General features: G+C 64.1%; 31 protein-coding genes. 13 read left to right on the forward strand and 18 right to left on the reverse strand.

The window, feature by feature from the left end; genetic code table 11:
• Positions 1-4: 4 nt before the first annotated feature.
• Positions 5-925 carry a hypothetical protein gene (locus H5P29_RS23935; protein ID WP_154385031.1) on the reverse strand — a complete coding sequence of 307 codons (921 nt, stop codon included), beginning with the start codon at positions 923-925 and terminating at the stop codon, positions 5-7.
• A 209-nt stretch (positions 926-1134) separates the two neighbouring features.
• Here H5P29_RS23935 and H5P29_RS23940 point away from each other — a divergent pair, with 209 nt between their 5' ends.
• The gene (locus tag H5P29_RS23940; RefSeq protein WP_154385030.1) at positions 1135-2163 is read left to right on the forward strand and encodes a serine hydrolase; all 1029 of its coding nucleotides are present in this window, start codon (positions 1135-1137) and stop codon (positions 2161-2163) included.
• Positions 2156-2575, forward strand: coding sequence for a GNAT family N-acetyltransferase (locus H5P29_RS23945; protein WP_185910184.1), 420 nt, complete (start codon positions 2156-2158; stop codon positions 2573-2575). Before H5P29_RS23940 ends, H5P29_RS23945 begins: the two co-directional genes overlap by 8 nt.
• Before the next feature lie 28 nt (positions 2576-2603).
• On the opposite strand, the gene H5P29_RS23950 is transcribed toward H5P29_RS23945, so the two are convergent.
• Positions 2604-3332: a GNAT family N-acetyltransferase gene (locus H5P29_RS23950; RefSeq protein WP_154385029.1), complete on the reverse strand. Its 729-nt coding sequence runs from the start codon at positions 3330-3332 to the stop codon at positions 2604-2606.
• Between the two features lie 243 nt (positions 3333-3575).
• Between H5P29_RS23950 and H5P29_RS23955 the strand changes: the two genes are divergently transcribed.
• Both H5P29_RS23955 and H5P29_RS23960 read left to right on the forward strand, forming a co-directional pair.
• Positions 3576-4208 (forward strand): LysE family translocator, encoded by a 633-nt coding sequence (locus tag H5P29_RS23955; RefSeq protein ID WP_154385028.1) that lies wholly within the window; start codon positions 3576-3578, stop codon positions 4206-4208.
• Between the two features lie 37 nt (positions 4209-4245).
• A complete protein-coding gene (locus tag H5P29_RS23960; protein ID WP_154385027.1) occupies positions 4246-4905 on the forward strand; it encodes a pentapeptide repeat-containing protein in 660 nt (219 codons plus the stop codon).
• 9 nt (positions 4906-4914) lie between these two features.
• Here H5P29_RS23960 and H5P29_RS23965 read toward each other — a convergent pair whose 3' ends face one another.
• The gene (locus H5P29_RS23965) at positions 4915-5520 is read right to left on the reverse strand and encodes an NAD(P)H-dependent oxidoreductase (protein WP_154385026.1); all 606 of its coding nucleotides are present in this window, start codon (positions 5518-5520) and stop codon (positions 4915-4917) included.
• Positions 5521-5608: 88 nt separating this feature from the next.
• On the opposite strand from H5P29_RS23965, the gene H5P29_RS23970 reads away from it, so the two are divergent.
• The gene (locus H5P29_RS23970) at positions 5609-6220 is read left to right on the forward strand and encodes a TetR/AcrR family transcriptional regulator (RefSeq protein WP_154385025.1); all 612 of its coding nucleotides are present in this window, start codon (positions 5609-5611) and stop codon (positions 6218-6220) included.
• A gap of 48 nt (positions 6221-6268) precedes the next feature.
• Here H5P29_RS23970 and H5P29_RS23975 read toward each other — a convergent pair whose 3' ends face one another.
• Positions 6269-7477 carry an MFS transporter gene (locus H5P29_RS23975; RefSeq protein ID WP_154385024.1) on the reverse strand — a complete coding sequence of 403 codons (1209 nt, stop codon included), beginning with the start codon at positions 7475-7477 and terminating at the stop codon, positions 6269-6271.
• Positions 7478-7545: 68 nt separating this feature from the next.
• Between H5P29_RS23975 and H5P29_RS23980 the strand changes: the two genes are divergently transcribed.
• Positions 7546-7995, forward strand: a complete 450-nt coding sequence (locus tag H5P29_RS23980; protein WP_154385023.1) for a helix-turn-helix domain-containing protein — start codon at positions 7546-7548, stop codon at positions 7993-7995.
• A 112-nt stretch (positions 7996-8107) separates the two neighbouring features.
• Here H5P29_RS23980 and H5P29_RS23985 read toward each other — a convergent pair whose 3' ends face one another.
• From H5P29_RS23985 to H5P29_RS32880, 3 genes are read right to left on the reverse strand one after another with little or no spacing between them, the layout of a single operon-like run.
• Positions 8108-8422 carry a response regulator gene (locus H5P29_RS23985; protein ID WP_115732923.1) on the reverse strand — a complete coding sequence of 105 codons (315 nt, stop codon included), beginning with the start codon at positions 8420-8422 and terminating at the stop codon, positions 8108-8110.
• Between the two features lie 11 nt (positions 8423-8433).
• Positions 8434-8988, reverse strand: a complete 555-nt coding sequence (locus H5P29_RS32875) for a sensor histidine kinase (RefSeq protein WP_305820780.1) — start codon at positions 8986-8988, stop codon at positions 8434-8436.
• A gap of 28 nt (positions 8989-9016) precedes the next feature.
• Positions 9017-9361: a PAS domain-containing protein gene (locus H5P29_RS32880; protein WP_281406736.1), complete on the reverse strand. Its 345-nt coding sequence runs from the start codon at positions 9359-9361 to the stop codon at positions 9017-9019.
• A gap of 493 nt (positions 9362-9854) precedes the next feature.
• Between H5P29_RS32880 and H5P29_RS23995 the strand changes: the two genes are divergently transcribed.
• Positions 9855-10373, forward strand: coding sequence for a GNAT family N-acetyltransferase (locus tag H5P29_RS23995; RefSeq protein WP_210328470.1), 519 nt, complete (start codon positions 9855-9857; stop codon positions 10371-10373).
• 45 nt (positions 10374-10418) lie between these two features.
• Here the strand turns inward: H5P29_RS23995 and H5P29_RS24000 are convergent, their stop codons facing one another.
• Positions 10419-11162, reverse strand: coding sequence for an SDR family oxidoreductase (locus H5P29_RS24000; RefSeq protein WP_154385021.1), 744 nt, complete (start codon positions 11160-11162; stop codon positions 10419-10421).
• Between the two features lie 98 nt (positions 11163-11260).
• On the opposite strand from H5P29_RS24000, the gene H5P29_RS24005 reads away from it, so the two are divergent.
• Together H5P29_RS24005 and H5P29_RS24010 are read left to right on the forward strand one after the other, a co-directional pair.
• Complete coding sequence (locus H5P29_RS24005; RefSeq protein WP_154385020.1) at positions 11261-12178, forward strand: AraC family transcriptional regulator; 918 nt, start codon at positions 11261-11263, stop codon at positions 12176-12178.
• 292 nt (positions 12179-12470) lie between these two features.
• Entirely contained in the window at positions 12471-12776 is a 306-nt protein-coding gene (locus H5P29_RS24010; RefSeq protein WP_115732927.1) for a hypothetical protein, read from the forward strand.
• Positions 12777-12803: 27 nt separating this feature from the next.
• On the opposite strand, the gene era is transcribed toward H5P29_RS24010, so the two are convergent.
• The 7 genes from era to rpoZ all read right to left on the reverse strand — a co-directional run bounded on the left by era (position 12804) and on the right by rpoZ (position 19348).
• Positions 12804-13733: a GTPase Era gene (gene era, locus H5P29_RS24015; protein WP_067964230.1), complete on the reverse strand. Its 930-nt coding sequence runs from the start codon at positions 13731-13733 to the stop codon at positions 12804-12806.
• Positions 13730-14452 (reverse strand): ribonuclease III, encoded by a 723-nt coding sequence (gene rnc / locus H5P29_RS24020; RefSeq protein ID WP_067964232.1) that lies wholly within the window; start codon positions 14450-14452, stop codon positions 13730-13732. Before rnc ends, era begins: the two co-directional genes overlap by 4 nt.
• 2 nt (positions 14453-14454) lie before the next feature.
• Complete coding sequence (lepB, locus tag H5P29_RS24025) at positions 14455-15201, reverse strand: signal peptidase I (protein WP_154385019.1); 747 nt, start codon at positions 15199-15201, stop codon at positions 14455-14457.
• 103 nt (positions 15202-15304) lie between these two features.
• Positions 15305-15721, reverse strand: a complete 417-nt coding sequence (gene acpS / locus H5P29_RS24030; protein WP_154385018.1) for a holo-ACP synthase — start codon at positions 15719-15721, stop codon at positions 15305-15307.
• Positions 15722-15821: 100 nt separating this feature from the next.
• Positions 15822-16400, reverse strand: coding sequence for an orotate phosphoribosyltransferase (gene pyrE / locus H5P29_RS24035; protein ID WP_154385017.1), 579 nt, complete (start codon positions 16398-16400; stop codon positions 15822-15824).
• A gap of 48 nt (positions 16401-16448) precedes the next feature.
• On the reverse strand, positions 16449-18683 hold the full coding sequence (locus H5P29_RS24040; RefSeq protein WP_154385016.1) for a bifunctional (p)ppGpp synthetase/guanosine-3',5'-bis(diphosphate) 3'-pyrophosphohydrolase: 2235 nt from the start codon (positions 18681-18683) through the stop codon (positions 16449-16451).
• A 269-nt stretch (positions 18684-18952) separates the two neighbouring features.
• Positions 18953-19348 carry a DNA-directed RNA polymerase subunit omega gene (gene rpoZ, locus H5P29_RS24045; RefSeq protein ID WP_067964237.1) on the reverse strand — a complete coding sequence of 132 codons (396 nt, stop codon included), beginning with the start codon at positions 19346-19348 and terminating at the stop codon, positions 18953-18955.
• 276 nt (positions 19349-19624) lie between these two features.
• Between rpoZ and H5P29_RS24050 the strand changes: the two genes are divergently transcribed.
• Positions 19625-20206: an NYN domain-containing protein gene (locus H5P29_RS24050; RefSeq protein WP_154385015.1), complete on the forward strand. Its 582-nt coding sequence runs from the start codon at positions 19625-19627 to the stop codon at positions 20204-20206.
• On the forward strand, positions 20206-20880 hold the full coding sequence (locus tag H5P29_RS24055; protein WP_154385014.1) for a uracil-DNA glycosylase: 675 nt from the start codon (positions 20206-20208) through the stop codon (positions 20878-20880). The genes H5P29_RS24050 and H5P29_RS24055 overlap by 1 nt, the downstream gene beginning before the upstream one ends.
• 168 nt (positions 20881-21048) lie before the next feature.
• Here H5P29_RS24055 and H5P29_RS24060 read toward each other — a convergent pair whose 3' ends face one another.
• From H5P29_RS24060 to dapA, 3 genes are all read right to left on the reverse strand, one after another.
• Entirely contained in the window at positions 21049-21270 is a 222-nt protein-coding gene (locus H5P29_RS24060) for a hypothetical protein (protein WP_154385013.1), read from the reverse strand.
• 503 nt (positions 21271-21773) lie between these two features.
• Positions 21774-22253: an SsrA-binding protein SmpB gene (gene smpB, locus H5P29_RS24065; RefSeq protein WP_067964246.1), complete on the reverse strand. Its 480-nt coding sequence runs from the start codon at positions 22251-22253 to the stop codon at positions 21774-21776.
• A 232-nt stretch (positions 22254-22485) separates the two neighbouring features.
• Positions 22486-23367 (reverse strand): 4-hydroxy-tetrahydrodipicolinate synthase, encoded by an 882-nt coding sequence (gene dapA / locus H5P29_RS24070; RefSeq protein WP_067966880.1) that lies wholly within the window; start codon positions 23365-23367, stop codon positions 22486-22488.
• 231 nt (positions 23368-23598) lie between these two features.
• Here dapA and H5P29_RS24075 point away from each other — a divergent pair, with 231 nt between their 5' ends.
• Both H5P29_RS24075 and H5P29_RS24080 read left to right on the forward strand, forming a co-directional pair.
• On the forward strand, positions 23599-25641 hold the full coding sequence (locus H5P29_RS24075) for a lytic transglycosylase domain-containing protein (RefSeq protein WP_154385012.1): 2043 nt from the start codon (positions 23599-23601) through the stop codon (positions 25639-25641).
• 142 nt (positions 25642-25783) lie between these two features.
• Entirely contained in the window at positions 25784-26704 is a 921-nt protein-coding gene (locus H5P29_RS24080; protein ID WP_067964247.1) for an alpha/beta fold hydrolase, read from the forward strand.
• Positions 26705-26763: the final 59 nt, after the last annotated feature.

Here is a 26763-nt window from a genome sequence, read left to right on the forward strand (position 1 = left end):
CAGGTCAGCCGCCTGGAGAGGCGTAGCCGCTTTCAGCCTCCTCCCGTTGCGCACCCGATGCTGCGTCACGATACCCGAGACCACGCGAAATCCGCGCAGCCTCCAGCCTGGCGGTGGCGAGACTTCGCTCAGTGCTCTCGATGGCCCGCCGGTCGGCAAGCAGGCCCTGCAGCCGCACCGCCACCACGGCGGCGCCGATGATGCAGAGCCCGACGACCACCGCGCCATGAAGAATGTCTGCCTCAGCGCCAAACAAGCGGGGCAGGTTAATGCCCAGGGTGGGCGCCAGGATCATCGCGGCGAGCAGGATCACGGCGGCCGACAGCGACAGCAGCGGCCAGAGCTGTGACCGCTTGCCGTAACCTTCATCCACCAGGACGGCTGTCGGAACAGGCTCTCGAACGGGCTCCGGCTCAGCCGCACCGGCGACCTCGGCCGGGCGCTGTCCGTCATTTGCCCCGTCGCCGCCGAAATCGGGGGCGACATCGGGCGATCGATCGAGGAGATCCTGAAAACGCTTTGGCATGCTTGCGACATAACCGGCCCCGACGAGGACCTCGAGGGCTTTTGCCGCGCCTGGCTGATACTGGCGAAGTCCGTCGTCGATGTGCTGCAGCTTGCTTGCCGCGACCCACAGCAACCGCTGCAATTCGGACACATCCGCCGCCGAACCGGTCTCTTGACCAGTCACCTCGCGCAGCAGCCACTCCAGGTTTCTGGTCCGCTCGTCCAGTGACGATCGCTCGAAAGCGCCAAGGCGCACCGATGAGCTTTTGCCTGGATGACCAAAAAGAGCAACGAAGCCGATGACCTCGCGTATCGACAGCAGGATCGACGGATCCCAGTCGAGAGCAAAGTCGAATCCACGGGCTTCGCTGTAACTGCGAATCTTTGCGAGGCTTTCCAGCAATTCGGTATCGGTCATAAAGCGCCCTGCGCCCCACGAACAACTTGGCAACGACAGCATATTAGCAAACCCACATCGAAGAATACAGGCCGACTGGAGAGACGTTCGTCGCGCCGCCGACACGGCTGGCCAGGCTGTTACGCCAACTGGCGCTATGCCTCGCCGGCACCGCCGGAGAGACTGACCCGCGAATCATGATGCGGCCGCGTCGCCACTGGGAATATGGAATGAACCGGGAAACGCTTGTCGACCTTGTCCGTGACCAGCGGATCCCGCTGGCACTCTACGCCACCGGCCAGGGCCTTGAGCGGCCCTGGGCCACGGCATCGGGCATGGCCGACGAACAAGCCGGCCGACCGATGTCGCTCGACACGCCGCTCCGGGTCGCCAGCAACACAAAGACCTTCGTTGCCGCCACCATCCTCCGCTTCTGGGAACGCGGGCTGATCGATCTCGACGGCCCGATCGCACGGTTGATCGACCCGCTGTTCAACGCGTTGCTCGCTGCCGCCGGCTACCGCACCGACAGGATCACCCTTCGCCACCTGCTGAACCACAGCGGCGGCCTTGTCGACCACACCAACGCCCCCGAATTCTTTGCCACCGTCCTGCGCGAGCCGCAGCATTTGTGGACGCGCGAAGAGCAGGTTCGCCTCGGCGCCAAATTCTCGGCGCCGCTCAGCGAACCGGGCACGCGCTTCAGCTATTCCGACACCGGCTATATCCTGCTTGGCGACATCATCGAGCGCATCTCGGGCACGACGCTTGCGGCAACCGTCCGGCGCGAGATGGGATTCGAGCGGCTCGGCCTTGCAACGAGCTGGTGGGAGATATCAGAGCCGCAGCCTGTGCACGTCGAGCCGCGGGCGCGCCAGTTTTTCGGCGATGTCGATGCCACCGGGATCAGCGCCTCGATGGATCTTTATGGCGGCGGCGGGTTGGTGATGTCGGTGCGCGACCTCGCCACCCTCTTTGCAGCGCTGTTCGAAGGCCGTGTCTTCGACAGCCCCGACACGCTGCGCGAAATGCTCTCCCAGGGCAGCCACGACGGTGCCGCCACCTATCGCCTCGGCATATCAGTCGACACCGTCGACGGTGCCGAGGTCTACTCGCATCTCGGCTTCTGGGGCACTGCGGCCTATTACGCACCGGCAAAGGGCATTGCCGTCGCCGGTTTTGCGACCCGGCGCGACGCACGCGACACGTTGGTGTCGGTCATCCAGCAGGTGCTCGCCGCCGAGGACTGGCGTGGCTGACCCCGCCACCGGCAGCGAACCGCTGTTCGAATGGCGCGGTGCCTTTGCCAATGCCGAGCTGAACGCCTTGCACGCCGCATGTTTCGAGCACCGGCTCTTCGACGACGACTGGTGGACGCAGGTCAACAGGTTCAGCCTCGGCTGGGTCTGCATGCGGCAATCCGGCAGCCTCGCCGGCTTCGTCAATGTCGCCTGGGACGGCGGCCTCCATGCCTTCCTGCTCGACACGATGGTCGCCGCACCGCTGCGCCGGCGCGGCCATGCCGCGACCCTCGTCCGGCTGGCGATCGACAATGCCAGGAACACGGGCTGCGAATGGCTTCACGTCGATTTCGATCCGCATCTGCGCGGCTTCTATCTCGATGCCTGCGGCTTCGAGCCGACACAGGCCGGGCTCGTCCACTTGCCGTAGCCGGCCACGATGAGGACCGCCGCCGGGATCAGGCGGCGGAATCGGGCGAAACCACCTCCCAGGTGCCGAACAGCTCGAGGCCGGCCTTGCCGGCGAGCAGGATCGACGCCGCATTGTCGAGCTGGCAGCGATATTGCGGCTCATAGCCCAGGTCCCAGGCGTGCCGGCTGATCGAACGCACCACCTTGCGGGCGTGGCCCTTGCCCCGGTAGGGCTCGAGCGTCAGCACGCCGAGATCGGCGACGCGCCCGTTCATCCAGGGATACATGCTGCCGGCACAGACAAGACGGTCCTGCTCGAAGGAACCGAACACCAGCCAGTGGTCGAGTTCGACCGAGGCACCATCGAGGTCCTGCTCCGACGCCTGCGCCTGGAAACCTGAAAACAGCGCCGCATCCTCGGCGCTCAGACGCCTCGGCCCAACAACCGGCTCGTCCAGTGCCAGCCGCTTCTTCTCCGCCTCGGTGAAATGATAGATGCGGTCGGCGCCATGCAGCATCACACCCGCTCCATCAAGGGCGTGGCGAAAGCCGGCGATGGACAGGCCCTGCCTTTTGCGCAGGCCGACCCTGGCCGCCAGCTCGGGCGTCACCACCGCCATGGCCCGACCATCGATCGTCTCCAGCACCATGACCCGGCAGTCCTCGTCGAGATCAGGGTCGGCGGCGACAGTAAAATTGTCGTCGCTGTGGAGAATGTCGCCGTTGAGAAACTGCGCCCGCCAAAAATCGACGATCGTCTGCGAAAAATATGACATTGTGAATACTCGGTCTCGTCTGGACGAGCGTGAGCGCGGAAAGTGTAGTCCCACGATTCTCACGACTTCGTGAAGAAAGCCGTAGCCAGCAAAAACCGGCAAATGTGCGGCATAACAGCGCTTCGCGATCGCTGGACCAAATATAGGCCGGGCTGGCAGACGGGTTTCGCCTACCGAACGATCGCGCCCTGTGCGAATTTGCCGGCATGGGTCGCGCCATTTTGGTGCGACGGGGAGCCTGCCATGCCGTCAGCCGAACTGTTGATCGCCTTTGTCGCCACCACCGCGATCTTCGCCTTCATGCCGGGTCCGGCCATGCTCTATGCCGCAGCCCAGACGCTGGCGCGCGGGCGCTGGTCGGGGCTGATGGCGGCACTCGGCATCCATCTCGGCGGCTACGTTCACGTCATAGCCGCCGCCGCCGGCCTGTCGGTGCTGTTCCACGCCGTGCCGCTGGCCTATTTGGTCGTCAAGCTTGCCGGTGCCGCCTATCTCGTCTGGCTCGGCATCGCCATGTTCCGCGCCAGGAATGAGGGTGACGGCAACCTGCCCGCCATCGCGCCGAAATCCGCCCGCCGCGCCTTCGTCGAGAGCATCGCCGTCGAGGTGCTCAACCCCAAGACGGCGATCTTCTTCATGGCTTTCCTGCCGCAGTTCATCGACGCTTCGGCGGCCTTTCCGGTCTGGCTGCAGTTCTTCATCCTAGGCACCGTGGTCAATGCGATGTTCACCCTGGCCGACGTCTTCGGCGTCCTTTTGGCCGGGGCGATGACCGACCGGCTCAAGCGGTCGCGCCGCGCCCAAAGGCTGATGCAGCGCGCCGGCGGTGCGGTGCTCGTCGGCCTTGGCGTCCACGTCGCGCTGCAGAAAAGCTGAACCGCCGACACCGCGACGCGACAGTTTCGAAAAAACCATGCCAGCCGACCCGCCCGCCACCGCCCTCGTCGACCTCATCGCCCAGGGGCAGCGCTCCTTCAGTGGCCTGCAACTGGCAGGCCACGATCTGTCGCGGCTCGACTTCAGCGGCTGCACATTCGCCGACTGCAATTTGACGGGTGCCGACCTCCAGGCTGCGACGCTGACCGACACCAGTTGGACCGGCTGCCGCATGGCGGGCGCCAGGCTCATGGCCATCGACGGCGTCGACGCACAGTTTCAGAATTGCGACCTCTCCAACACCGACTGGACACGGTCGCGGCTCAACGGCGCGACATTCAGCCAGAGCAAGCTGACTGGGGCGAATTTCGCCCATTGCAGCTTCATCGGCGCCGACTTCCAGCAATGCCTGATGGTCAGCGCCCTGCTGCCGGCGATTTCGTTCCGGCGCAAGACGCTCGACCATCTCGATTTCAGCGATGCCGAGCTCACCGGCTGCGATTTCCGCGAGGCGATCTTCGACGGTTGCAGCCTGCGCGGCGCCAGCCTGCGCTCCTGCCGCTTCGAAGGCGCCGATTTGCGCGGCTGCGACCTCGGCCCGCTGAAGCTCAACGAAGCGGCGATCCTCAAAGGTGCCGCGATCTCGAAAAGCCAGGCGACCGAGCTGCTGCGCGGTTTGGGCCTTTTGGTGCTGTAGCCCCACGCTTCAAGCCGCCTCGCTCTGCCTCTTAGCCGCGAACAGGGTGCGGCCGATGCTGCGTGCCGCGTCCAGATGTTCGGCCGCCCCCAGTGTTTCGGTGTCGAGCAAAAGCTCCGAGGTGGCGACGGGCGCACCGACATAATCGAAGATGCCATGGTCGATCTGCGTCTTCATCGCGCCGAAATAGCCGTGCCGGGCATAGGTCCGCGTGCTGGCGCCGCCAATGGCGACAAGATGCACATTGAGGTGACGCAGCCGCTTCACCGGCTTGATGCCGGCGCCTTCGTCATAGGCCCAGCCATTGGCGAACACCCTGTCGATCCAGCCCTTGAGCAAAGCCGGCATCGACCACCAATAGACGGGATAGACCAGAACCAGCGTGTCGGCGCGGTCGATCCGCGCCTGCTCAGCGACGACGTCGGCGGCAGGCGCCACTTCCCGGCGGTGAACGGCAAGGTCGCCAGCGGTGTAACGCGGGTCGAAACCTTCCGCTGAGATGTCGGCGATCTCATAGGTATGGCCGGCCATCTCAACCCCTGCGGCGAGCTGTGCTGCGATGCCGTGGCTGAGCGACTGCGGATCGGGATGGGCGACGACGATGAGCGCGTGCATGTCGATATTCCTGTTTCGTGGTTGCGGGCGACGGTCACAGCTTATATACTTTTTGTAACCTACCTTCGGTATATACTTTTGGTACATTATGACGTCAAGCACTGAAACGCTGGAACAGACACCGCGCCGCCGCCTGTCGCGGGAGGAGCGGCGCCGGCAGCTCATCGCCGTATCCTGGGGCATCATCCGCGAGGACGGCACCGAGGCGCTGACCTTGCCCCGGCTGGCCGAGCAGGCGAGCGTGGCAAAACCCGTCGTCTATGATCATTTCGCCACGCGTCCCGCTTTGCTCGCCGCCCTTTACCAGGAGTTCGACACCCACCAGACCGCGCTGATGGATGCCGCCTTCCAGGCCAGCGAGCCGACCCTGCCAAGCCGGGCGATGGTCATCGCCGCGTCCTATGTCGACTGCGTGCTCGAACAGGGCCGCGAGATCCCCGGCGTGATCTCGGCGCTGGCCGGCTCGCCCGAGCTGGCCAGGGTCAAGCGCGACTATGAAGCTGTTTTCATGGAGAAGTGCCGGAGCCTGCTCGCCCCTTTCGCGCCTGGAGGCACCATCGCTGCGTCAGGACTTCTGGCGATGCTGGGGGCGGCCGAAGCGCTGTCCTTCGCCGCCGCATGCGGCGACATCACGCCTGACGAGGCCAAGGACGAGCTGTTCCAGACCATCCTCGCCATAGCAGCCCGAAACGCGCGCTGATTGTTCGACAGCGGCGGATCGGCTCGCCGCCGGTTTCGAAGACATGCCTCAGCGTCTGCGGACCTTGGCAGCGGCGCAGGCCGCTCCCGCCGCAATCGCCATCGTCGCCAGCAGCAGCGCTGTGCCGCCGAACAGCGTTCCGTAGCCATGCCTGGCGATCAAAGGCGTGACCAGCAGCGGCGAGATGAACTGGCCGATGAAGATCGACGCCGTCAGCACGCCGCCGCTGACGCCCCTGCGCCGCAGCGGCGCAAGGTCCAGGGTCAGCGCAACGAAGCTCGGCGACACAAGCGCATAACCCGCTCCGATCGAAGCCGCTGCCGCAAACAGCGTTGGCGTCGTTCCGGCCAGGAGCAAAAGCAGGAAGCCGAGCGCCATCGCGGCATAACCGATGAGGAAGATGCCGGCATAACCCGTGACGCGCTGCACCCTGGGATATATGAGTGCGAAGCTGCCGCCGGACAGCATCACCGTGCCGAGGATCGCGCCGGTCATCATCGCGGCGTCATATCCCTTCGCGTCGAGGAAGAACGACATCTGCGTCGGCATGACGAAGAAGATCATGTTGGTGAGCGCCTGCAGCAGCACCAGCAGCGACAGCAGCAGCACCCATGACGGATGCCCGGCGGCGTCACTTGTTGCCTTGGCACCCGTTGCCTGCAAACGCCGGGGCGGATCGACAATGACCATCCACATCAGGGGCAGGAAGACCAGGGCGAGGCCATAGATGGCGAAGGGCCAGCGCGGCGAGTTCGCCGCCACCCAGCCGGCAAGCGAGATGAAGACGAGGCCGCCGAAATTGCGCGCCGAGATCTGCAGCCCGGTCATGGCGCTGCGCTTGTCGCCGCTGAAATAGTCGCCGACAAGGGCGGTCTGCGCCGTCATGATCAATGCCACCGCCACGCCGAGAACGAGGCGGCTCATGAAGATGCTGGGCAGGTCGGGCAGGACCAGCCCGGCGCAGCCGGCGACGGCAAACAGGATCACGCCCCAAAGCAGCAGCAGGCGGCGGCCGAACCGGTCCACCGCCAGGCCGGCGAAGGGCGCGAACAGGGCGACGGCGAGCGACGGCGCCGGCACCAGCAGCCGGGTCAGCATCGCCGCGTTGGGGTCGTCGGCAAACAGCCGCTCGAGCCCGGGCAGCGCCGGGCTGATCGTCGCATTGGCCATTGTGGTGAGCGACGCGGCAAGCAGCAGTGCCACCGCCCGCCCATCCAGCCAGACCGGTCTTTCCAAAGTTTGTTGAACGACTTGCATGATTTTTCCTCTTGCTGAATTCGATCGATAGGCAGAACCTACGACTTCAAGCCAACTTGAGGTCAAGCATGCATTTCCTGGATATCGGCGAGGTCGTCGAACGCACCGGCGTGCCGCCGTCGACGCTGCGCTATTACGAGGAGATCGGCCTGATCCGCTCTGTCGCGCGGCATGGCCTGCGGCGGCAGTTCGACCATGACGTGCTGATGAAACTGTCGCTCATCGGCATGGGCAAGGCCGCCGGCTTCTCGCTGCCCGAAATATCGGCCATGTTCGGCAGCGACGACCGCCCGGACATTCCGCGCGACCAACTGCACAAAAGGGCCAAGGAGTTGGAACGCCAGATCATCGAGCTCAGGATGCTGCGCGACGTCATCCGCCACGTCGCCGACTGCCCGGCGCCGTCGCATATGGAGTGCCCGAGCTTTCGCAAACTGCTGAAGTCGACGACGACTGCACCTGTCAGCCGTTCGCCGAAACCACCGCCGGCACGGGCCAGGTCCGCACGCCAACGCTAGCCTACTGATGTGGCGTGGGCAGCGGCTGCGCATGCTGGCCGTCCAGGGACCCAACAGGACGCCAGCTCTTTTTCAGAGCAGCAGTGGGCGCGGCGTTTCCTGATTTTGCCGGTCAGCCTGACAGCAGGTGGGCAAACATCTCGGCCAGTTCCTTGTCCATGAACGGCTTCTTCAGGACCGGCCGATCACGGTAGCCGTCCTTCATGTGGCCGCTATAGCCCGTCGAAAAGACGAAAGGTACGCCGCGCGCGGCGAGCGCGTCGGCCACGACATAGGTGTTGTCGCCATTCAGGTTCATGTCCACCATGGCGGCATCGAAATCATGCGCCGTGATGAGGGCAAGCGCCTGCTCGACCGTGGCGGCAGCGATCACCGACACGCAGCCGAGGTCGGCCAGCATGTCTTCGATCATGAGGAGGACGAGCATCACAAAGCAGCCTATTCATCGCGAACACCACAGGCGGCAGGAAAGTCCATCGTGCAGACAAGGCCTTCCACCCGGTAGTCGAGATCGACCGCGCCATCCAGTTCGTGTGCCAGGCCGCGCTCCAGGACCCGCGAGCCAAAACCCTTTCTGGACGGTGGCATGACCGGCGGACCGTCCTTCTCCTGCCAGCGCACGACAAGCCGACCGCCCTCAGGCGAGGGCTCGATCGTCCATGAAATCAGGACGGACCCAACATTGTTGGAAAACGCGCCGTATTTTACCGCATTGGTCGCAAGTTCATGGAAGGCGATGCCCAGTGCCAGGGTAACCTTGGGTGAGACGCGGATGTTGCTGCCGGTGATGACAACGTGCTGCGACCTGCCATTTGCGATCCCGAACGGCTCCAGGGCTGCCTTGATCAGATCGAGCAACCCCGCACCTTCCCAGTTCTCGCGGGTCAACAGGTCATGCGACCGTGAGAGCGCAAAGAGGCGCGACTCGATGGAGTCCCTGATCACGTCGGGATTGGAGGTGTTTCGCAGCGCCTGCCAGACAATCGACTGCACAGTGGCAAGCGTATTCTTCACCCGATGACTAGAACTCGCTGCCGTTCTTTCGGCGGTAGCAGATTTCCGAGCCGCCATTGGCGTCGCCCACGAAAGTGGCTTCGATGCGCGCCAGAGAATCGAGGTCGGTGCCGCCCGCGATCAGGAAGTTGAAGCTTTGGCCGAGCAACTCGTCGCGCGAATATCCGGTCAGACGGAGAAAGGCGTCATTGGCGAAAATGATCGGACTGCCGGGCTCTTTCGCATCCGTGAAAACCATCGCCATGCGTGTCGTTTCAGCGGCAACGACAAACGGTCCGAGATCCCTCCGAAAGCTTTCGACTTCAGCTCCGGCGACCTTTTGGCCTTCGGATTTGATTACTGGTTCAGCCATGCCTCAACTTCATTCGATTGGCGGCAGGCAGCAGCTAACGGGCAACGTTTGGAGCCGTGCGGAGTCGTTGATGCGAGTGCGAGCACGAGGCTATGACCTGCGTCGCTGACGTCTTGCCGAACAAGAAGCGCAAAATTACCGCCACGCCCGCTCTTGAAAGCGTTGATTAATACCAGCGACCGCGGCCAAACCAGCCGCCGCCCAGCAGAACAAGTACGATAAGGATGATGAGAAGAGTGGTGGTATCCATGTCAGTCTCCTGGGAGTGCTCGTGCACCTCACGGAGCGGTGCATTGCCCGCTCATCGCACTCCAACACTAAACAACGTTTCACATGCTTTCTTGTTCCAACGAAACAGCGACTCTGGCGCTCTATTCGCGCGAACATTTTTATCGTTCAACCGGCAACATTGAGTTTTAAGGATCACACCTTCCAAAACATCAAAGCATCCTTTATTCGCGGCTTGCTCTTAGCGGACAGAATGGATCGAGACGTGATCAGGCCGGCCAACTTGACGGATGCCTCCAGCCTCGCAGCACTCGGGCTGGAAGTCTGGCTGAACACCTACATCCGCAACGGTGTCAGTGCCTTCTTCGCCGACTATGCGCTCGAGCATTTCACCGCCGCCGGTTTCGAGGAGATCTTGGCGCGGACAGACCAGACAATCCTGGTCTCGCAGAACACCGTCGGGATCGACGGCTTCATCCAGATCACATCGGGCGCCCCCTCCCCTGTGCCCGGCTGTTCCGATCTCGAAATCGCCAAGCTCTATGTCCAGCCCCGCCACCAGGGCTCGGGCGCCGGCGGCAGGCTGCTTGAGGCGGCACTGCGCATCTGCGCCGGCACCGGCCGGCCCGACGTCTGGCTTGCGGTCAATGCCGAAAACCAGCGCGCCACCGACTTCTATCTGAGGAAGGGTTTTGCCAAGGCCGGCGAAACCCGCTTCCAGATCGACGACCAGTTCTACCCCAACCACGTGCTGCGCTACGATCTGACTCTTGTTGGAGCATGATCTTTTCCGAAAACCGGCACCCACTTTTCGGGATCATGCTCTGACTCAGCCCGCCTGCGCCAGGGCCACCGCATCGGGTCCCGCCGGAAAGCGCAGCTGCCCCGACACATCGTTTGCCGCCAGCCACACGGCTTCGGCGACGTCGGTCTCCTTGGTCACCATGTCAGGCGTCGCAAAACCGGCGAAGATCGGCCCGGCAAAGCCGGCATAGGCCTCGGGAATGAGATCTTCGACGCGCAGCTCGGTATTGTGGGCAAAACGCGTGGTCGGGGCATAACCCGGCTCGACGAGCTTGACCCTGACATCGAAGGCGCCGAGTTCATGGGCGAGCGAGCCGGTGAAACCCTCGATCGCCATCTTGCTTGCGGTGTAGGCGGCGGCCAGCGGCATCGGCGCCAGCGTCACGCTCGACGTCACATTGACGACGACGCCCGACCGGCGCGCGCGAAACTGCGGGATGACCGCCTGGGTCATCGCCATGACGCCGAAGGTGTTGGTCTCGAACAGCTTGCGCACATGCGCCATCGGCATCGCCTCGAAGGCGCCGACGAGACCGATGCCGGCATTGTTGACCAGCGCGTCGATCGGGCCGCTGGCAGCAAGTGCTGCGGCGATGCTGTCCTCATTGGTGACGTCGAGAGCGACGACGCGCATCCGCTCGGAGCGCGGCAGGATGTCCTGGCGTGGGCTGCGCATGGTGGCGACGACGTTCCAGCCCCCGGCATGGAAGTGGCGGGCGATCTCCAGGCCATAACCCGAGGAGCATCCGGTGATCAGTACGGTTTTCATGGTGTTTTTCCCTAGTGATGTTGACGCCATAAAAATACCGTCCAAAATCAGGACTATCATCAATCTCTAGTCCATAATTAATTGGCGATAGTCCTGATATGACTGACGTGCTCACGACCGATCCGCTCGCCCAAATCATTGAGCTGCTGCAGCCGCGCACCATCTTCTCGAAGGGGATCAGCGGCGCCGGAGCATGGGGCGTGCGTTATTCCGAATTCGGCCAGCCCGGTTTCTGCGCCGTGCTCGAAGGCAGCTGCCGTCTCGCCGTCGACGGCGAGGCACCGGTTGTGCTCGAACAGGGCGACTTCGTGCTGTTGCCGGCCACCCCTGCTTTCACCATGTCCGGCTTCGAGCCGGTGACGCCAAGGCGCATCGATCCGAAGACGACCCCGGCGCCGACGGAGGAAGTTCGCCACGGCCGGCAGGACGGCCCGGCCGATGTCCGCCTGCTCGGCGGTTATTTCGTCTTCGGCTCGCCCGATGCGGCCCTTCTGGTGTCGCTGCTGCCCGCCATGATCCACATCAGCGGTGTCGAGCGGCTTTCGACGCTGGTGCGGCTCGTCGGCGAGGAGGCGAGCGGCGACAATGCCGGCCGCGAGCTGGTGCTCGGCCGCCTCGTCGAGATTCTTCTGATCGAAGCGCTCAGGGCAAGCCGCGCCAGGGGCTCGGCGCCCGGCTTCCTCAGCGGACTTGCGGACGCCAGGATTTCAGGGGCGATCAGGCGGATGCATGGCGATCCACAGCGGCCGTGGACGGTGGCCGAACTGGCCGGCGCGGCCGGCCTGTCGCGCTCGGCCTTCTTCGACCGCTTCACCCGCACCGTCGGTGTCAGGCCGATGGAATATCTGCAGGCCTGGCGCATGGCACTGGCCAAGAAGCTGCTCGCCGGCAAGGACATCGCACTCGACGAAGTCGCCCGCCAGGTCGGCTACGGCTCGGCCAGCACCTTCAGCACCGCCTTCAGCCGCCATGTCGGGCAATCGCCGGGCCGCTACGCGCGCGGCGATCGGGAGTGATGAAAGGGCGGTCATGTGCATGTCGCACCACCTCGCCCCGATTCAGAAAAAGCATTGCGAGAGCGATAGTTCCAGATCGGTAACCAGCCCAAGCTGAACTTGTTGCTCCAACACGAACTTGTTCCTTAGACTGTCTTGCGTGGAAAAGCCTGCGAGGTTTGGCCAAAATGAGCCTGTCCATGCGAACAACAGAGCAGGCTCCGCGGTGAGGCGAGCCCTGGTATCCTGCGCAACATATACTCTGCTGACGATAGGGTTTTACTTGGCCCTACGGGCGGGCGACAGGCTTGGCATGTGGGGCATCATGGCTTGGCCGCTGCTGCTCGCGCCGATCATTTTTTGCGCCTATTCACTTGTGAAATGGCGGACAATCCAGCGCCTTGGAACCCGTGGCTCGATCATTGCAGCGGTTTCGGCGGCGATATGGACGGGCGCAGCGCTCGTGGTCGCCGCCCTCATGGCGTTGGGCCTGCTGATCGCAGGCGAACATCCTCTGTTCGCCATCGCCATGCTGCTCATGGCCGCCCCATCTGCGGCGGCCATTCCGATCAGCGCCCTGGCGGGCTTTGCAGCCCACAGGATCGCAGGGCTGAACTGATCGTGCCTTGCTGCGCAAGAAAATGCGCTAGCGCGGGAAATCCAGCCCCATCTCGCGATAACGCTCGGGGTCGTCGCCCCAGTTTTCGCGCACCTTGACGAACAGGAACAGGTGCACCTTCTGCTCGAGGATGCCGCCGATTTCCATGCGCGAGGCCTGGCCGATGGCGCGGATGGTCTCGCCCTTGTGGCCGAGCACGATCTTCTTCTGGCTGTCGCGCTCGACATAGATGACCTGCTCGATGCGCACCGAGCCGTCGGGCTTTTCTTCCCACTTCTCGGTCTCGACATGCGAGGAGTAAGGCAATTCCTGGTGCAGCCTGAGATAGAGCTTTTCGCGGGTGATCTCGGCCGCCAGCTGGCGCATCGGCAGGTCGGAGATCTGGTCTTCCGGGTAATACCACGGCCCCTCGGGCAGCCGCCTGGCGAGATAGTCGAGCAGATCCTTGCAGCCTGAGCCGGTCAGCGCCGACACCATGAAGGTGCGCTCGAAGTCGACGCGCTCATTGGCGGTTGCGGTCAGCTTCAACAGCTTTTCGGGATCGACCCGATCGACCTTGTTGAGGATCAGCACCTTGGGTTGACGCACATCCTTGAGCCGTTCGAGGATGGCGTCGGCATCGCCCTTGATGCCACGCTCGGCATCGATCAGCACCAGGATCAGGTCGGCATCCTTGGCGCCGCCCCAGGCAGTCGTCACCATCGCGGTGTCGAGGCGGCGCTTCGGCTTGAAGATGCCCGGCGTGTCGATGAACACGATCTGGGCGGTGTCGTGAGTGGCGATGCCGCGCACGATGGCGCGGGTGGTCTGCACCTTGTGGGTGACGATCGACACCTTGGCGCCGACGAGCTGGTTGACCAGCGTCGACTTGCCGGCATTCGGCGCACCCAGCAGGGCGACGAAACCCGAGCGGGTGCCGCCCGTTGCGGGCAGTGTGGTTTCAGGGGCATCGGTCACGATGCGGTCTCCTCATTCTTCCATACGCCCTCGCGCACCAGCAAGGCTGCGGCAGCGCTCTGCTCGGCCTCGCGCTTGGAGCGTCCGGTGCCGGTGGCGGGCAAAAATTGTCCGACCCGCACGATCACCGAAAAGACGGGGTCGTGATCAGGGCCGGTGCGGCTTTCGATCTCGTAGGCAGGCACTGAAGTCGACGCCTGGTGCGCCCATTCCTGCAGTTCGGTCTTGGGGTCGCGGCGTGCCGCCCCCACGGCCTTGGCGCGCGGCTTCCAGAATTTGTGGATGAAGCGCTTGGCCGCGTCCAGCCCGCCGTCGAGATAGATGACGGCGATCAGCGATTCCAGCGCGTCGGCACGCAGGTTGACGCGTTTGCGCTCGGCCAGATTGCGCACTTCCGAGCCGGCGCGGATCAGTTCGGCAAGGCCGATCTCGTCGGCGATCTGGGCCAGCGCCTCGGCGTTGACCAGCGCGTTGAGACGGACCGACAGCTCGCCTTCGGGCGCATCGGGAAAATCCGACACAAGCATGTCGGCAACGGCGAGGCCGAGCACCCGGTCGCCCAGGAACTCGAAACGCTCGTAGTCGACGCCGGCATTGGCGCTGCGCGCGCTGCCATGCGTCAGCGCCCGTTGCAGGCGCTGATGGTCGCGGAAATTATGGCCGGTGCGGAGTTGCAGCGCGTCGGCGAGTTCCGTGGCGGTGAGCCGTTTGCCTGCCATGCCTATCGGACGAAGTTGAACAGGCGCGAGGCGCGCATCTCGGTCGGCCACTTCCAGATCTCGAGCGGGCTTGCGCCGCTGGCGATCGAGAAGAAGATGATGTTGGCGCGGCCGACGAGGTGATCGGCAGGCACGAAGCCGACATTGAAGCGGCTGTCGGTCGAGTTGTCGCGGTTGTCGCCCATCATGAAGAAGTGGCCTTCGGGCACGACGAATTCACGCGTGTTGTCGCCGATCGCATCCGGCGTCAGGTCGAGCGTGTCGTAGGAGACGCCGTTCGGCAGCGTCTCGCGATAGACGTCGACCGGACGGTTGACCTCGGTGATATCGGGGTTGTCGATCTGGCCGACCTTCTCGCGCGGCACGGCGGTGCCGTTGATGTAGAGCTGGCCGTCCTTCATCTGGATGCGGTCGCCGGGCAGGCCGACGACGCGCTTGATGTAGTCGAGCGACGGATTGGGCGGGAACTTGAAGACGACGACGTCGCCGCGCTCGGGATCCGAGCCGAAGAGGCGGCCCGAGAACAGGTCCGGTGAGAACGGCAGCGAATAGCGCGAATAGCCATAGGCCCACTTGGTGACGAACAGATAGTCGCCCTCGAGCAGCGTCGGCCGCATCGAGCCCGACGGAATCGAGAACGGCTGGAACAGCAGCGACCGGATCACCAAAGCGAGCAGCAGCGCCTGGACGATGACGCTCACGGTCTCGCCGAGCCCGCCGGACTTCTTCTGTTTTTCAGCCACGCTCATGTCGTCCTCGTTTTCAACCACGCCCTTGTCGTCACCGATTGGGGGCGCGATGGGTATAAGGGCTCACCGCCCCAGGAGCAATGTCCAAGCCGGTGCCAAAAGCCTAAGATAGTGGCGGTTGTTCGACCGGCAGCGCCTCGATGATCACAAAGGCTTGCGCAAGCGGAAAATCATCCGTGATGGTCAGGTGCACCACCGCGCGATGGCCTTCGGGCAACATCGTCGCCAGCCGGTGCGCGGCGCCGCCGGTCAGCTCCATCGTCGGCCGCCCGCCCGGCAGGTTGACCACGCCCATGTCGCGCCAGAACACACCTTCTGATATACCGCAGCCGAGCGCCTTGGAACAGGCCTCCTTGGCGGCGAAACGCTTGGCATAAGACGCGATCCGCCCCCGCCGCCCCTCGGCGCGCGCCTGCTCGGCATCGGTGAAGATACGCTGGATGAAGCGCTCGCCATGACGGACGATCGATTTCTCGATCCGCCTGATGTCGACAAGATCGCTGCCGATGCCGAGGATCATATTTTCCCTCTCGGGGCAATTGGCCCAAGCTGCTGATCTCCCCCCTTGCGGGGGAGATGGCCGGCAGGCCAGAGGGGGGTGACCGGGCTCAACTGAAGCCTCAGATATTCCGGCTGCCCGGCTTGATCGCCGGGATCGCCGCCAGTTCCGGCGGCAGCTGGTCGGCCGGATAGGCCGGCACTTCATATTCGGCAAGGGCTACCAGCGGCACGCCGACATCGGTCTTGCCGCCCGAGCGGTCGATGATGCAGGCGGCGGCCACCACCTCGGCGCCGAGTTCGTTCAGGCAAGCGATGGTCTCGCGGATCGACAGGCCCGTCGTGACGATGTCCTCGACGATGACGACACGCGCGCCTTTCTCGATCTCGAAGCGGCGCAGGCGGAAGGTGCCCTGCTCGCGCTCGACCCAGATCGCCGGCACCTTGAGGTGCCTGGAGGTCTCATAGGCCGGGATCAGCCCGCCGATCGCCGGGCCCACGACATAGTCGATGTCGCCCTTGACCTCGGCGCGGATCTTGTCGGCCAGCGCCCTGCACAAAGCTTCGGTCTTGTCGGCATGCATGAAGACGCGTGCCTTCTGCAGGAACACCGGGCTTCGCAGGCCCGAGGTCAGGATGAAATGGCCTTCGAGCACCGCGCCCGCCGAGCGGAAAATGTCGAGAACGTCTTGTGTCTGCATCGTCGTCTTTCCTGTCTTCAGTCCAGCGCGCCTGCCTCAGCCCCTGCCTCAGCCGTTGACGCGGCGGGCATCGCTGACGCTCGAGTTGTCCTTGAGCTGGGAGATCAGCCGGTTCAGGTGCTTCAGATCCCAGACTTCGAGATCGAGCAGCATTTCGGTGAAGTCGGGTGCGGTGCGGATCATCGACAGCGTATGGATGTTGGCGTCGTTGGCCGCCACCACCTGGGCGATGTCGGCGAGCGAGCCCGGCGCATTGATCGCGGTCACCGAAAGCCGGGCAGGGAAACGCTCCTTCGAGCCCTCGTCGAGGTCCCAGCGCACGTCGATCCAGCGCTCCGGCTGGTCGTCAAAGGCCATCAGCGACGGCGACTGGATCGGGTAGATGGTGATGCCGGAGCCCGGCTGCATGATGCCGACGATGCGGTCGCCCGGCACCGCACCCTCGGGGGCGAAACGCACCGGCAGGTCGCCGCTGACGCCGCGGATCGGCACGGCACTGCCTTGCGCCTTCTGTTCCTTGCGCGACGGCGCGGTCGAGCGGCCGGGAATCTGGAACAGCATGCCGGCGGCGTTGCGGATCTTCGACCAGCCCTCCTCGCGCGGCTTGGCCGGATGGGTGGCGCGCTCTTCCTTGTAGTCGGGGAAGACGGCGCGGACGACGTCGTTGGACGACAGCTCGCCACGACCGACGGACGCCAGCACGTCCTCGATGTCCTTGCGCGCCAGGCGGTGCAGCACCGACTTCAGGCTGTCCTTGGAGAACTTCTTGCCGGCGCGCTCGAAGGCGCGTTCGAGGATGCGGGCGCCGAGGCCGGAATATTGCTTGCGGATGGCGTTCTTGGTCGCCCGCCGGATCGCCGAGCGCGCCTTGCCGGTGACCACGATCGATTCCCACGCCGCCGGCGGCACCTGCGCCTTGGAGCGGATGATCTCGACCTCGTCGCCATTCTTGAGCTCGGTCATCAAAGGCATCACCCGGCCGTTGACCTTGGCGCCGACGCAGGTGTCGCCAACGTCGGTGTGCACCGCATAGGCGAAGTCGATCGGGGTCGCCCCCCTGGGCAGCGCGATCAGCATGCCCTTGGGCGTGAAGCAGAAGACCTGGTCCTGGAACAGCTCGAGCTTGGTGTTTTCGAGGAAATCCTCGGGATTGTCGCCGTCGGCGAGCTGCTCGATGGTGCGCCTGAGCCAGCCATAGGCATTGGTTTCCTTGGAGATGGTGTGGCCGGCGCCATTGGTGGCCTTGCCGGCATTGTCCTTGTAGATCGAGTGCGCGGCGACGCCATATTCGGCGATCTTGTTCATCTCGCGGGTGCGGATCTGCAGCTCGATGCGCTGGCGCGACGGACCGACGATGGTGGTGTGGATCGAGCGGTAGTCGTTCTGCTTCGGCGTCGAGATGTAGTCCTTGAACCGCCCCGGCACCATCGACCATGTCGTGTGGATCGAACCCAGCGCACGATAACAATCCTCGACGGACTCGACGACGACGCGGAAGCCGAAGATGTCGGACAGCTGCTCGAACGACAGCGCCTTGGTCTCCATCTTGCGGAACACCGACCACGGCTTCTTCTGCCGGCTCTTCACCTCGGCCTTGATGGCGTATTTCTCGAACTGCGCCGACAGCGCCTTCTCGATGTCGCCGAGCACGCCCTTCGAGCGCTCCGACATCTCGGCCAGCCGTTCGGTGACGGTGCGGTAGGCCTCGGGATTGATGTAGCGGAAGGCGAGCTCCTCGAGCTCCTCGCGCATGCCCTGCATGCCCATGCGCCCGGCGAGCGGCGCATAGATGTCCATCGTCTCCTCGGCGATGCGCAGGCGCTTGCTCTCGGGCACGTGGTGCAGCGTGCGCATGTTGTGCAGCCGGTCGGCGAGCTTGACCAGGAGCACGCGCACGTCCTCGGAGATGGCCAGCAGAAGCTTGCGCAGGTTTTCCGCCTGCTCGGCCTTCTTGGAGACGAGGTCGAGCTTCTTGAGCTTGGTCAGGCCCTCGACAAGCTTGCCGATGTCGGGACCGAACAGCTCGTCGATCTCGGCGCGGGTCGCCGAGGTGTCCTCGATGGTGTCATGCAGCAGGGCGACCGCGATGGTCGCCTCGTCGAGATGCATGTCGGTGAGGATCGCCGCCACTTCGAGCGGATGCGAGAAATAAGGATCGCCAGAGGCGCGGCGCTGATGGCCATGCTTCTGCATGGCGTAGACATAGGCCTTGTTGAGCAGCGCTTCGTTGACGTCAGGCTTGTAGCGCTGGACGCGCTCGACAAGCTCATACTGACGCATCATGGGCGGCTTCCCGGAACTCGAAATGAATCATGCGCCGCAAGGGCTTGCGACGCATGTCATAGATAAACACAGATATGGCGGCGCGGAAGTGCCGATAAGCCGGTTTGGCAGCGTTTTGGCACGCCGCGAGACCTTTTTGAGAATTCGCCCTGCCGAGTCAGATGGCGTGGCTTTCGAGAACCGGAGCGGAGCGGACTTTCGGGTCCGTGAGCACCGGAAGCGGAGAAAGCCGCGTCAGGTGGCCGGCAGGGTAGAATTCTCGATAGGTCTCAGTAGTCGTCGCTCTTTTCGGGAGCCACGAGGCTCTCGATGCCGGCGAGCAGGTCTTCTTCCGACATGCGGTCGAAGTTGATGTTCTCTTCCGGCTCGTCCGCGTCGATCGCCGAGGCGGTCGTCTGGTCGGCTGGCTCGGGTGCCTCGGGCTCCGGCTCGTCGACTTCGACATGCTTCTGCAGCGAGTGGATCAGGTCTTCCTTGAGATCGTCGGGCGACAGCATCTCATCGGCGATTTCGCGCAGTGCCACGACGGGGTTCTTGTCGTTGTCGCGCGGCAGGGTAATCTGCGCGCCCTGCGAGATCTGGCGGGCGCGGTGGCCGGCGAGCAGCACCAGCTCAAAGCGGTTGTCGACCTTGTCAATGCAGTCTTCAACGGTTACGCGGGCCATGAAGTGCCCCTTTCATGCATGGATTTGACGGAAAGCTGACGCGTGCCATAACCTGAACGGCCGCGCAATTCAAGCATCAAGCCGGCTTTGCCACCGACGCGTCGGATTTCGGACAGCCATCCACCCACAATTAATTTACCGCTCCGCGACGGTGCCCCCTTGGAATGAACCATCGCGAGCGATATTTGCCGCAGTGGGGTAAGTCATTGATTTGGGGGAACGGGCGCTCGGTTCAGCGCATGTGGCGTCAGCCTATTTCAACAAGGAAATTTTCCTATGTTTGATCCTCGCGAGAAAATCGCACTTTTTATCGACGGAGCTAATCTCTACGCAACCTCCCGCTCCCTCGGCTTCGACATCGACTATCGCAAACTGCTTTCCAGCTTCCAGAAGCGCGGCTATCTGTTGCGCGCCTATTATTACACTGCACTCGTCGAGGACCAGGAATACTCCTCGATCCGCCCGCTGATCGACTGGCTCGACTATAACGGCTTCAAGGTCGTCACCAAGCCGGCCAAGGAATTCACCGACGCCTCGGGCCGGCGCAAGATCAAGGGCAACATGGACATCGAACTGACAGTCGATGCCCTGGAACTCGCCGATGTCGTCGACCACTACGTCATCTTCTCCGGTGACGGCGATTTCCGCACGCTTGTCGAAGCGCTGCAGCGCCGCGGCCGCAAGGTCTCGGTCATCTCGACGATGGCTTCCCAGCCGCCGATGATCTCGGACGATCTTCGCCGCCAGGCCGACCATTTCATCGACCTGATGACGCTAAAGGCCGAGATCGGCCGCGAACCGTCCGAACGTCCGGCGCGCAAGCCCGACCCGGTCGAACCTCCGGCCGACGAGATTTGATGCCCGCTATTCAAGCCAGCCGGCCTGCCTTGCCGGTCGATCCCGACCGGGACTGCCCGCTCTGCCCGCGCCTGCACGACTTCATCGCCAGTTGGCGCGCCCGCGAGCCGGGCTGGTACAACGGACCCGTCCGCTCCTTCCTTCCTCCCGAAGGCGAAGAGGCGGTGCGTTTCCTGATCGTCGGATTGGCACCGGGCGTACGCGGGGCCAACCGCACCGGACGCCCGTTCACCGGCGACTATGCCGGCGAACTGCTCTACTCGACGCTCAAGCGCTTCGGCATGGCCCGCGGCGTGTTCGAGGCGCGGCCCGACGACAGCCTGGAACTGATCGGCACGGCGATCACCAATGCCGTGCGCTGCGTGCCGCCCGACAACAAGCCGGTGGGCGCGGAGATCAACACCTGCCGTTCCTTCCTGGTGCCGACGATCGCGCGCTTTCCCAACCTGAAGGCGATCCTGACGCTGGGCTCGATCGGCCACCAGTCGACGGTCAGGGCGCTCGGCGCGCGCGTCGCGGCCGTGCCCTTCAAGCACGGCGCGCGATGCGATGTCGGCAACATCGCGGTGTTTTCGAGCTATCATTGCTCGCGCTACAACACCAATACAGGCGTGCTGACCGAAGAGATGTTCGTCAACGTCTTCCGTGACGTGGCCGAATTCCTGCAGCAATAGACGGCCCATATAGACCGCCTTTCCACCGCGCATGAAAAAAAGCCGGTTGCGCTGAGAGCACAACCGGGCAAGGGGCACCTGCAAATGGAACGGCTGGCTACTGCGCCAGCCGGTAGATGGTGCGGTCGCGTGCGGCGGAACCAGCCAGGGCCGACGCCCGCGACAGGATCAGCCGAGACCGAAACCCCGGCCCGGCACGAGGCCGTTGCTGCGAGGTAATCCGATGCTCCCGGACCTGTTGCGGCCGGCGGCCAGCCGGACAGCGTCGTCCTTGGTCGCCTGCGCACTGATTGCGGCCTTGGCACCGTCCTCATTCGCCACCGGCGCTGCGGCATAAGCCGTCGGCGCCAGCAGCAGCGACACCGCCGCTGCCATCATGATCGTCTTCATTTCTGCTCCTTTCACCTGTTACCCGGCCCTCCAGGCGCTCAGGCACCGCCCCCGGTGCCAAACCACGCCGCGCCGCTCGTGGTCTGCGTAGAGAAGTGGCAGCAATGCGCTGACTTGTGCATACGGCAGATGCCGTATTTCGACGGGACGTCGGCAGGGGAATCAGCGCGTTGGTTAAGCGATTGCGCCGGCCGCACGCGCCAGGATTATGCGAGCTGGTGAACAAGCTTGGCGCGCCAACATCGACGCGTCATCCCGGAAACCGAAGCGCAGCGGAGGTTATCAGCGCCAGCGCCGTCATCCCGGCCGAGCGAAGCGAGAACCGGGACCTATTGACCGACGCGGCCGGGATCGGGGTTCGCGGTTGCATTCATGAAGGCCAGGACGAGGACCCGGCCGTTCGCCAAGATGATCCAGTCAATGGGTCCCGGGTCTCGCTGCGCTCGCCCGGGATGACGAAGCGTTGTCACCTCGTCTCCCCAGGGGGCGATCTGTAGCGTCCCCTACCCCCGCTCTTTCAGCAGCCGGCCCTTTTCGCGGTTCCAGTCGCGCTGCTTTTCGCTTTCGCGCTTGTCGTGCAGCTTCTTGCCGCGGCTGACGGCGAGAAGCATCTTGGCCATGCCGCGATCGTTGAAATAGATCTTGAGCGGGATCAGCGTCATGCCTTCGCGCTCGATGTTCTGGGCGAGTCTGGCCATTTCGCGCTTGCTGACCAGAAGCTTGCGGCGGCGGCGTGTCTCGTGGTTGAAGCGGTTGGCCTGCAGATATTCCGGGATGTAGGAATTGATCAGCCACAATTCCCCACCCTCGAACGAGGCGTAGGAATCCTGGATATTGGCCTGGCCCAGGCGCAGCGCCTTGACCTCGGTGCCGCTCAGCACGATGCCGGTCTCGAGCGTGTCGAGAACCTCATAGTTGAAGCGCGCCTTGCGGTTTTCCGCGGCGATCTTGTTGTTGGGGTCGGATTTCTTGCCCTGGCTCATGACGTCGCTACTTTTCTGGTGCGTCCACCGATGCTCGGCCGCCGGGCACGCATCTCAGGATGGGAAAGCACTGCGCGCCCACAACCCTGCGCCAACAGCGCATCAGATCCCGGACGCCATGTGCTGACTGCCCCTCTCCCGAGGCACGAGCTCAACAGCAAGCCTCGAAGGACGCACAATTCGAAGAGCGCTTACATGGCTGCGAAGCGGCTGTTTCGCAACCCTTGGGCACTCAGTTGATGAGGCCGGCAAATTTCATTGCCGCGTCGATCTTGTCGGCCGTCGACTGCTCGATCGTCACCAGCGGCGAACGCAGCACGTTCTCGATGCGGCCGAGACGCGACAGCGCATATTTCGCGCCCGAAGCGCCCGGCTCGATGAAGATCGCCTTGTGCAGCGGCATCAGGCGGTCCTGCAGCTCGAGCGCCTTGGCGTTGTCGCCCGACAGGCTGGCGTTCTGGAACTCGGCGCAAAGGCGCGGCGCGACATTCGAGGTCACCGAAATGGCGCCGACACCGCCATGGGCGTTGAAGCCGAGCGCCGAGGCATCCTCGCCCGACAGCTGGATGAAATCGGTGCCGCAGGTGATGCGCTGCTCGGAGACACGCTCGACCTTGCCGGTCGCGTCCTTGACGCCGGCGATGTTCTTGAAGTCATGGGCCAGCCGGCCCATCGTCTCTGGCGTCATGTCGATGATCGAGCGCGGCGGGATGTTGTAGATGATGACGGGCAGCGTCGTTGCCTGGGCAACGGCTGCGAAATGCGCATAAAGGCCGCGCTGCGTCGGCTTGTTGTAGTAGGGCGTGACCACGAGCACGGCGTCGGCGCCGACGCTCTCGGCATACTTGACCAGACCGACGGCCTCTTCGGTGTTGTTCGAGCCGGCGCCGGCAATGACCGGCACGCGGCCGCGCGCAACCTCGACGCACATCTTCACGACATGGCGGTGCTCGTCATGGGTCAGCGTCGGCGACTCGCCCGTGGTGCCGACCGGCACGAGGCCCGTGGTGCCCTCGGCGATCTGCCATTCGACGAGTTCGCGAAAGGCTTTCTCGTCGAGACGGCCATTCTTTTCGAATGGTGTCACGAGCGCGGTAAGTGAGCCTCTCAGCATGTCGTCCAACTCCGGGAATCCTACGGTTTCACAGCCTTTTCAATGCCGCCGGCTTTCTAGCCGAAAGCAGGGCCGGGCACCATAGTCTCGACACCAATTTGCGGCAAGTGTGGCCGCACCCCATATCCGACCGAATCGAACGACCGCGCTAACCTTTCATTAACCCGCTCTTCACCACATGAACCTAGGCTCGAAAGCCCTGCTCCCGATCGTCACCCGCAAGGATAAGGAATGACCAGGATCATTCCGGCTGCCAGGCCGCATCATATCGCGCTGTTGAGCGCCTTCATCGCCCTGGCGCCCGTCCCCGCCGGCAGTTCGGCGCTCGACCCGCAGGCAACCTCGGCCATCCCCTTCGCCAGCATCGGCAAGGGTGACGCCGCCCGTGCCGCCTTCGGCACCATCGACCAGCTCAAGAGCGGGCTCGACGCGCTGTCGAGCGGCGATCTGGCGCAGGCGCGCGCGGTGCGCGACGCCCTGCCCGCGACAGCGCTCGACCGCCACATATTGATGTGGGCGATCGCCATCAATGGCGGCGACCAAGTGCCGAGTGCCGATATCGCGGCGGCGGCCCAGGCCCTGCCGGGCTGGCCGGGCCTTGCCACATTGCGCCGCAACAGCGAGCGCGCCATGGCGCGCGAAACGCCTGGGCCCAATATCGTGGTTTCGGCCTTTGCCGGCAGCGAACCGCAAACCATCGAAGGTGCGCTTTTGCTCGCCCGCGCCCACAAGGAGCTCGGAAATGCCAAGGCGGCACTTGCGGTACTCCAGCCCTTTTGGCGCACCGAAAAACTGGATGCCAAATATGAGGTGGCGATCCTCAAGGATTTCGGCAACCTGATCCCCGCCGCCGACCATCGCATCCGCATGGAGCGCATGCTCTATGCCGACCGGGTCAATTCCGCCGCGCGTGTCGCCGAGCTAGCCGGGGCAAAGCCGCTGGCCGACGCCTGGGCTGCCGTCATCAAGGGCGACAAGAAGGCACAAGCGCTGCTCGATGCGGTGCCCGCAAGCCAGCGTTCGGCCGGCTATGTCTTTGCCAAGGCGCGCCTCTTGCGCAAGCAGGAGAAGTTCACCGAAGCCGCAGCCGTCATGCTGAAGGCGCCCAGGGATCGCGCCAGCCTGATCGACCCCGACACATGGTGGGTGGAACGCCGCGTGCTGTCGCGCGAACTGCTCGACGAGGGCGACGTCAAGACCGCCTACCGGATTGCCGCGGCCCATTCGGCCGAAAACGCGACGAATGCCGCCGACGCCGAATTCCACGCCGGCTGGTATGCGCTGCGCGGCCTCAACGACGCCAAGCTGGCATCAGGCCATTTCGAGCGCATCGCCAAGATCGCCGGCAGCCCGATCTCGCTGTCGCGGGCCTATTATTGGCTCGGCCGCAGCGCCGAAGCCGGCGGTCCCGGCAATGCCAAGGACTATTTCGCCCGCGCCGCAACCTATGGCACCAGCTTCTACGGCCAGCTTGCCGCCGAACGCATCGGCCGCAAGGCGCTCAATGTCGTTTATCCTGCGCCGACTTCGGCCGACCGCCAGGCCTTTGCGCAGCGTGAGGCGGTCAGCGCGATCACCCGGCTCGAGGGCGCGGGTTATGCCGCTTACGCCGAGATGCTTTATCGCGACCTCGCCTCGCAGTTGAACAGCCCAGGCGAACTCGCGCTGCTCGCCGTCATGGCCGAGAAGCAGGACAACCATTATCTGGCGCTGCGCGTCGGCAAGATCGCGGCCCAGCGCGGGCTCGACGTCGGCGCCCTGTCGCATCCGATCGGGGTCATCCCCGGCTCGGCCAACATTTCGGGCTCCGGCAAGGCGCTCGCCTATGCGATCGCGCGCCAGGAAAGCGAGTTCAAGGTCTCGGCCGTCTCGAGCGCCGGCGCGCGCGGCCTGCTGCAGCTGATGCCGGGTACAGCAAGGGATCTGGCGAAGAAAGCCGGCATGGCGTTTTCGCAGGAGCGCCTGACGTCGGATGCCGGCTACAACGCCACATTGGGCGCGAGCTTCCTCGGCGAGCAGCTCGGCCGCTTCAACGGCTCCTATGTGCTGACCTTCGCCGGTTACAATGCCGGCCCGCGCCGTGCCGACCAGTGGATATCAAGATATGGCGATCCTCGTGGCAAGGATGTCGACACCGTCGTCGACTGGATCGAGCGCATCCCCTATGCGGAGACGCGCAGCTACGTCCAGCGCGTGATGGAGAACTATCAGGTCTACAAGATGCGGCTGTCGGGCAGCTACGACATCAATGGCGACCTGGTGAATGGCCGCTAGGCTTGCCCAGGCAGGTCTCGGTGCATCCAGCCACATTGCGGCGTCGCCCCCGCAGATCGGCGGCGGGTTTGACCGCGCCCCATGGCTTCGTTAGCTAGGTCGGGCCGACACGAGGTCGTGTCGGGAGCGGAGAGGCAGCCTGATGACCGATGCGCAAGGCTTTGCGGACTTGTTCTACACCTCGCAGGACGGGCTCAGGCTGCACGCGCGACTTTATGGCGCCGAGGCTGGTCACGAAGATCCCGCTCGCCGCGGCAACCGCCCGGTCGTCTGCCTGCCTGGCCTGACCCGCAACGCCAGGGACTTTCACGAGCTGGCACTGCATCTTGCCAACGACGTCGAAAACCCTCGCCGAATCATATGCTTCGACTATCGCGGCCGGGGACGGTCGGCCTATGACCCGAACTGGCAGAACTATAATGTCGGCATGGAAGCGACCGATGTCATCGCCGGCCTCGACGCCCTTGGCGTCACTGAAGCAGCCTTCGTCGGGACGTCGCGCGGCGGGCTGATCATCCATGTGCTGGCGATGATGCGCCCTGCCCTGATCAAGGCGGTCGTGCTCAACGACATCGGCCCGGTGATCGAGACGGCAGGTCTTGCCCATATCAGGTCCTATCTGGAAAACGCCCCTCGCCCCGTTGATTTTTCCGATGCCGTCCAGATTCAGAAGGCGGTCCATGGCGAGGCGTTTCCGGCGCTGTCTGATACCGACTGGCACCGCTTCGTCCACGCCATCTATCGCAACGAGGCGGGTGTGCCCGTCGCCGATTACGACCCTGCCTTGCTCAACACCGTGCTGGTGATGGACCTCAGCCAGCCGCTGCCCGATCTCTGGCCGCAGTTCGAGGCGCTTGCATCCGTGCCGGTGCTTGCCATCCGCGGCGCCAACTCGCGGCTGCTGACGGCAGAAACCATTGATGAAATGGGCCGACGCCATCCGCGCCTTGAAGCGGTCACCGTCGACGGACAAGGCCACGCACCGTTGCTGGAGACGGGAAACCTGCCGGCGACAATCGCCGCCTTTCTGCGACAAGCAGAGGCGAAGGCTGTGAAAGCCTGATCGGCGGCGGGGCCGACCGAATATCGGGCTGGCTTCGCCGCCAGATTGTCGACTTGCCA

It is taken from the genome of Aminobacter sp. MDW-2, from assembly GCF_014250155.1.
GTDB lineage: Bacteria > Pseudomonadota > Alphaproteobacteria > Rhizobiales > Rhizobiaceae > Aminobacter > Aminobacter ciceronei.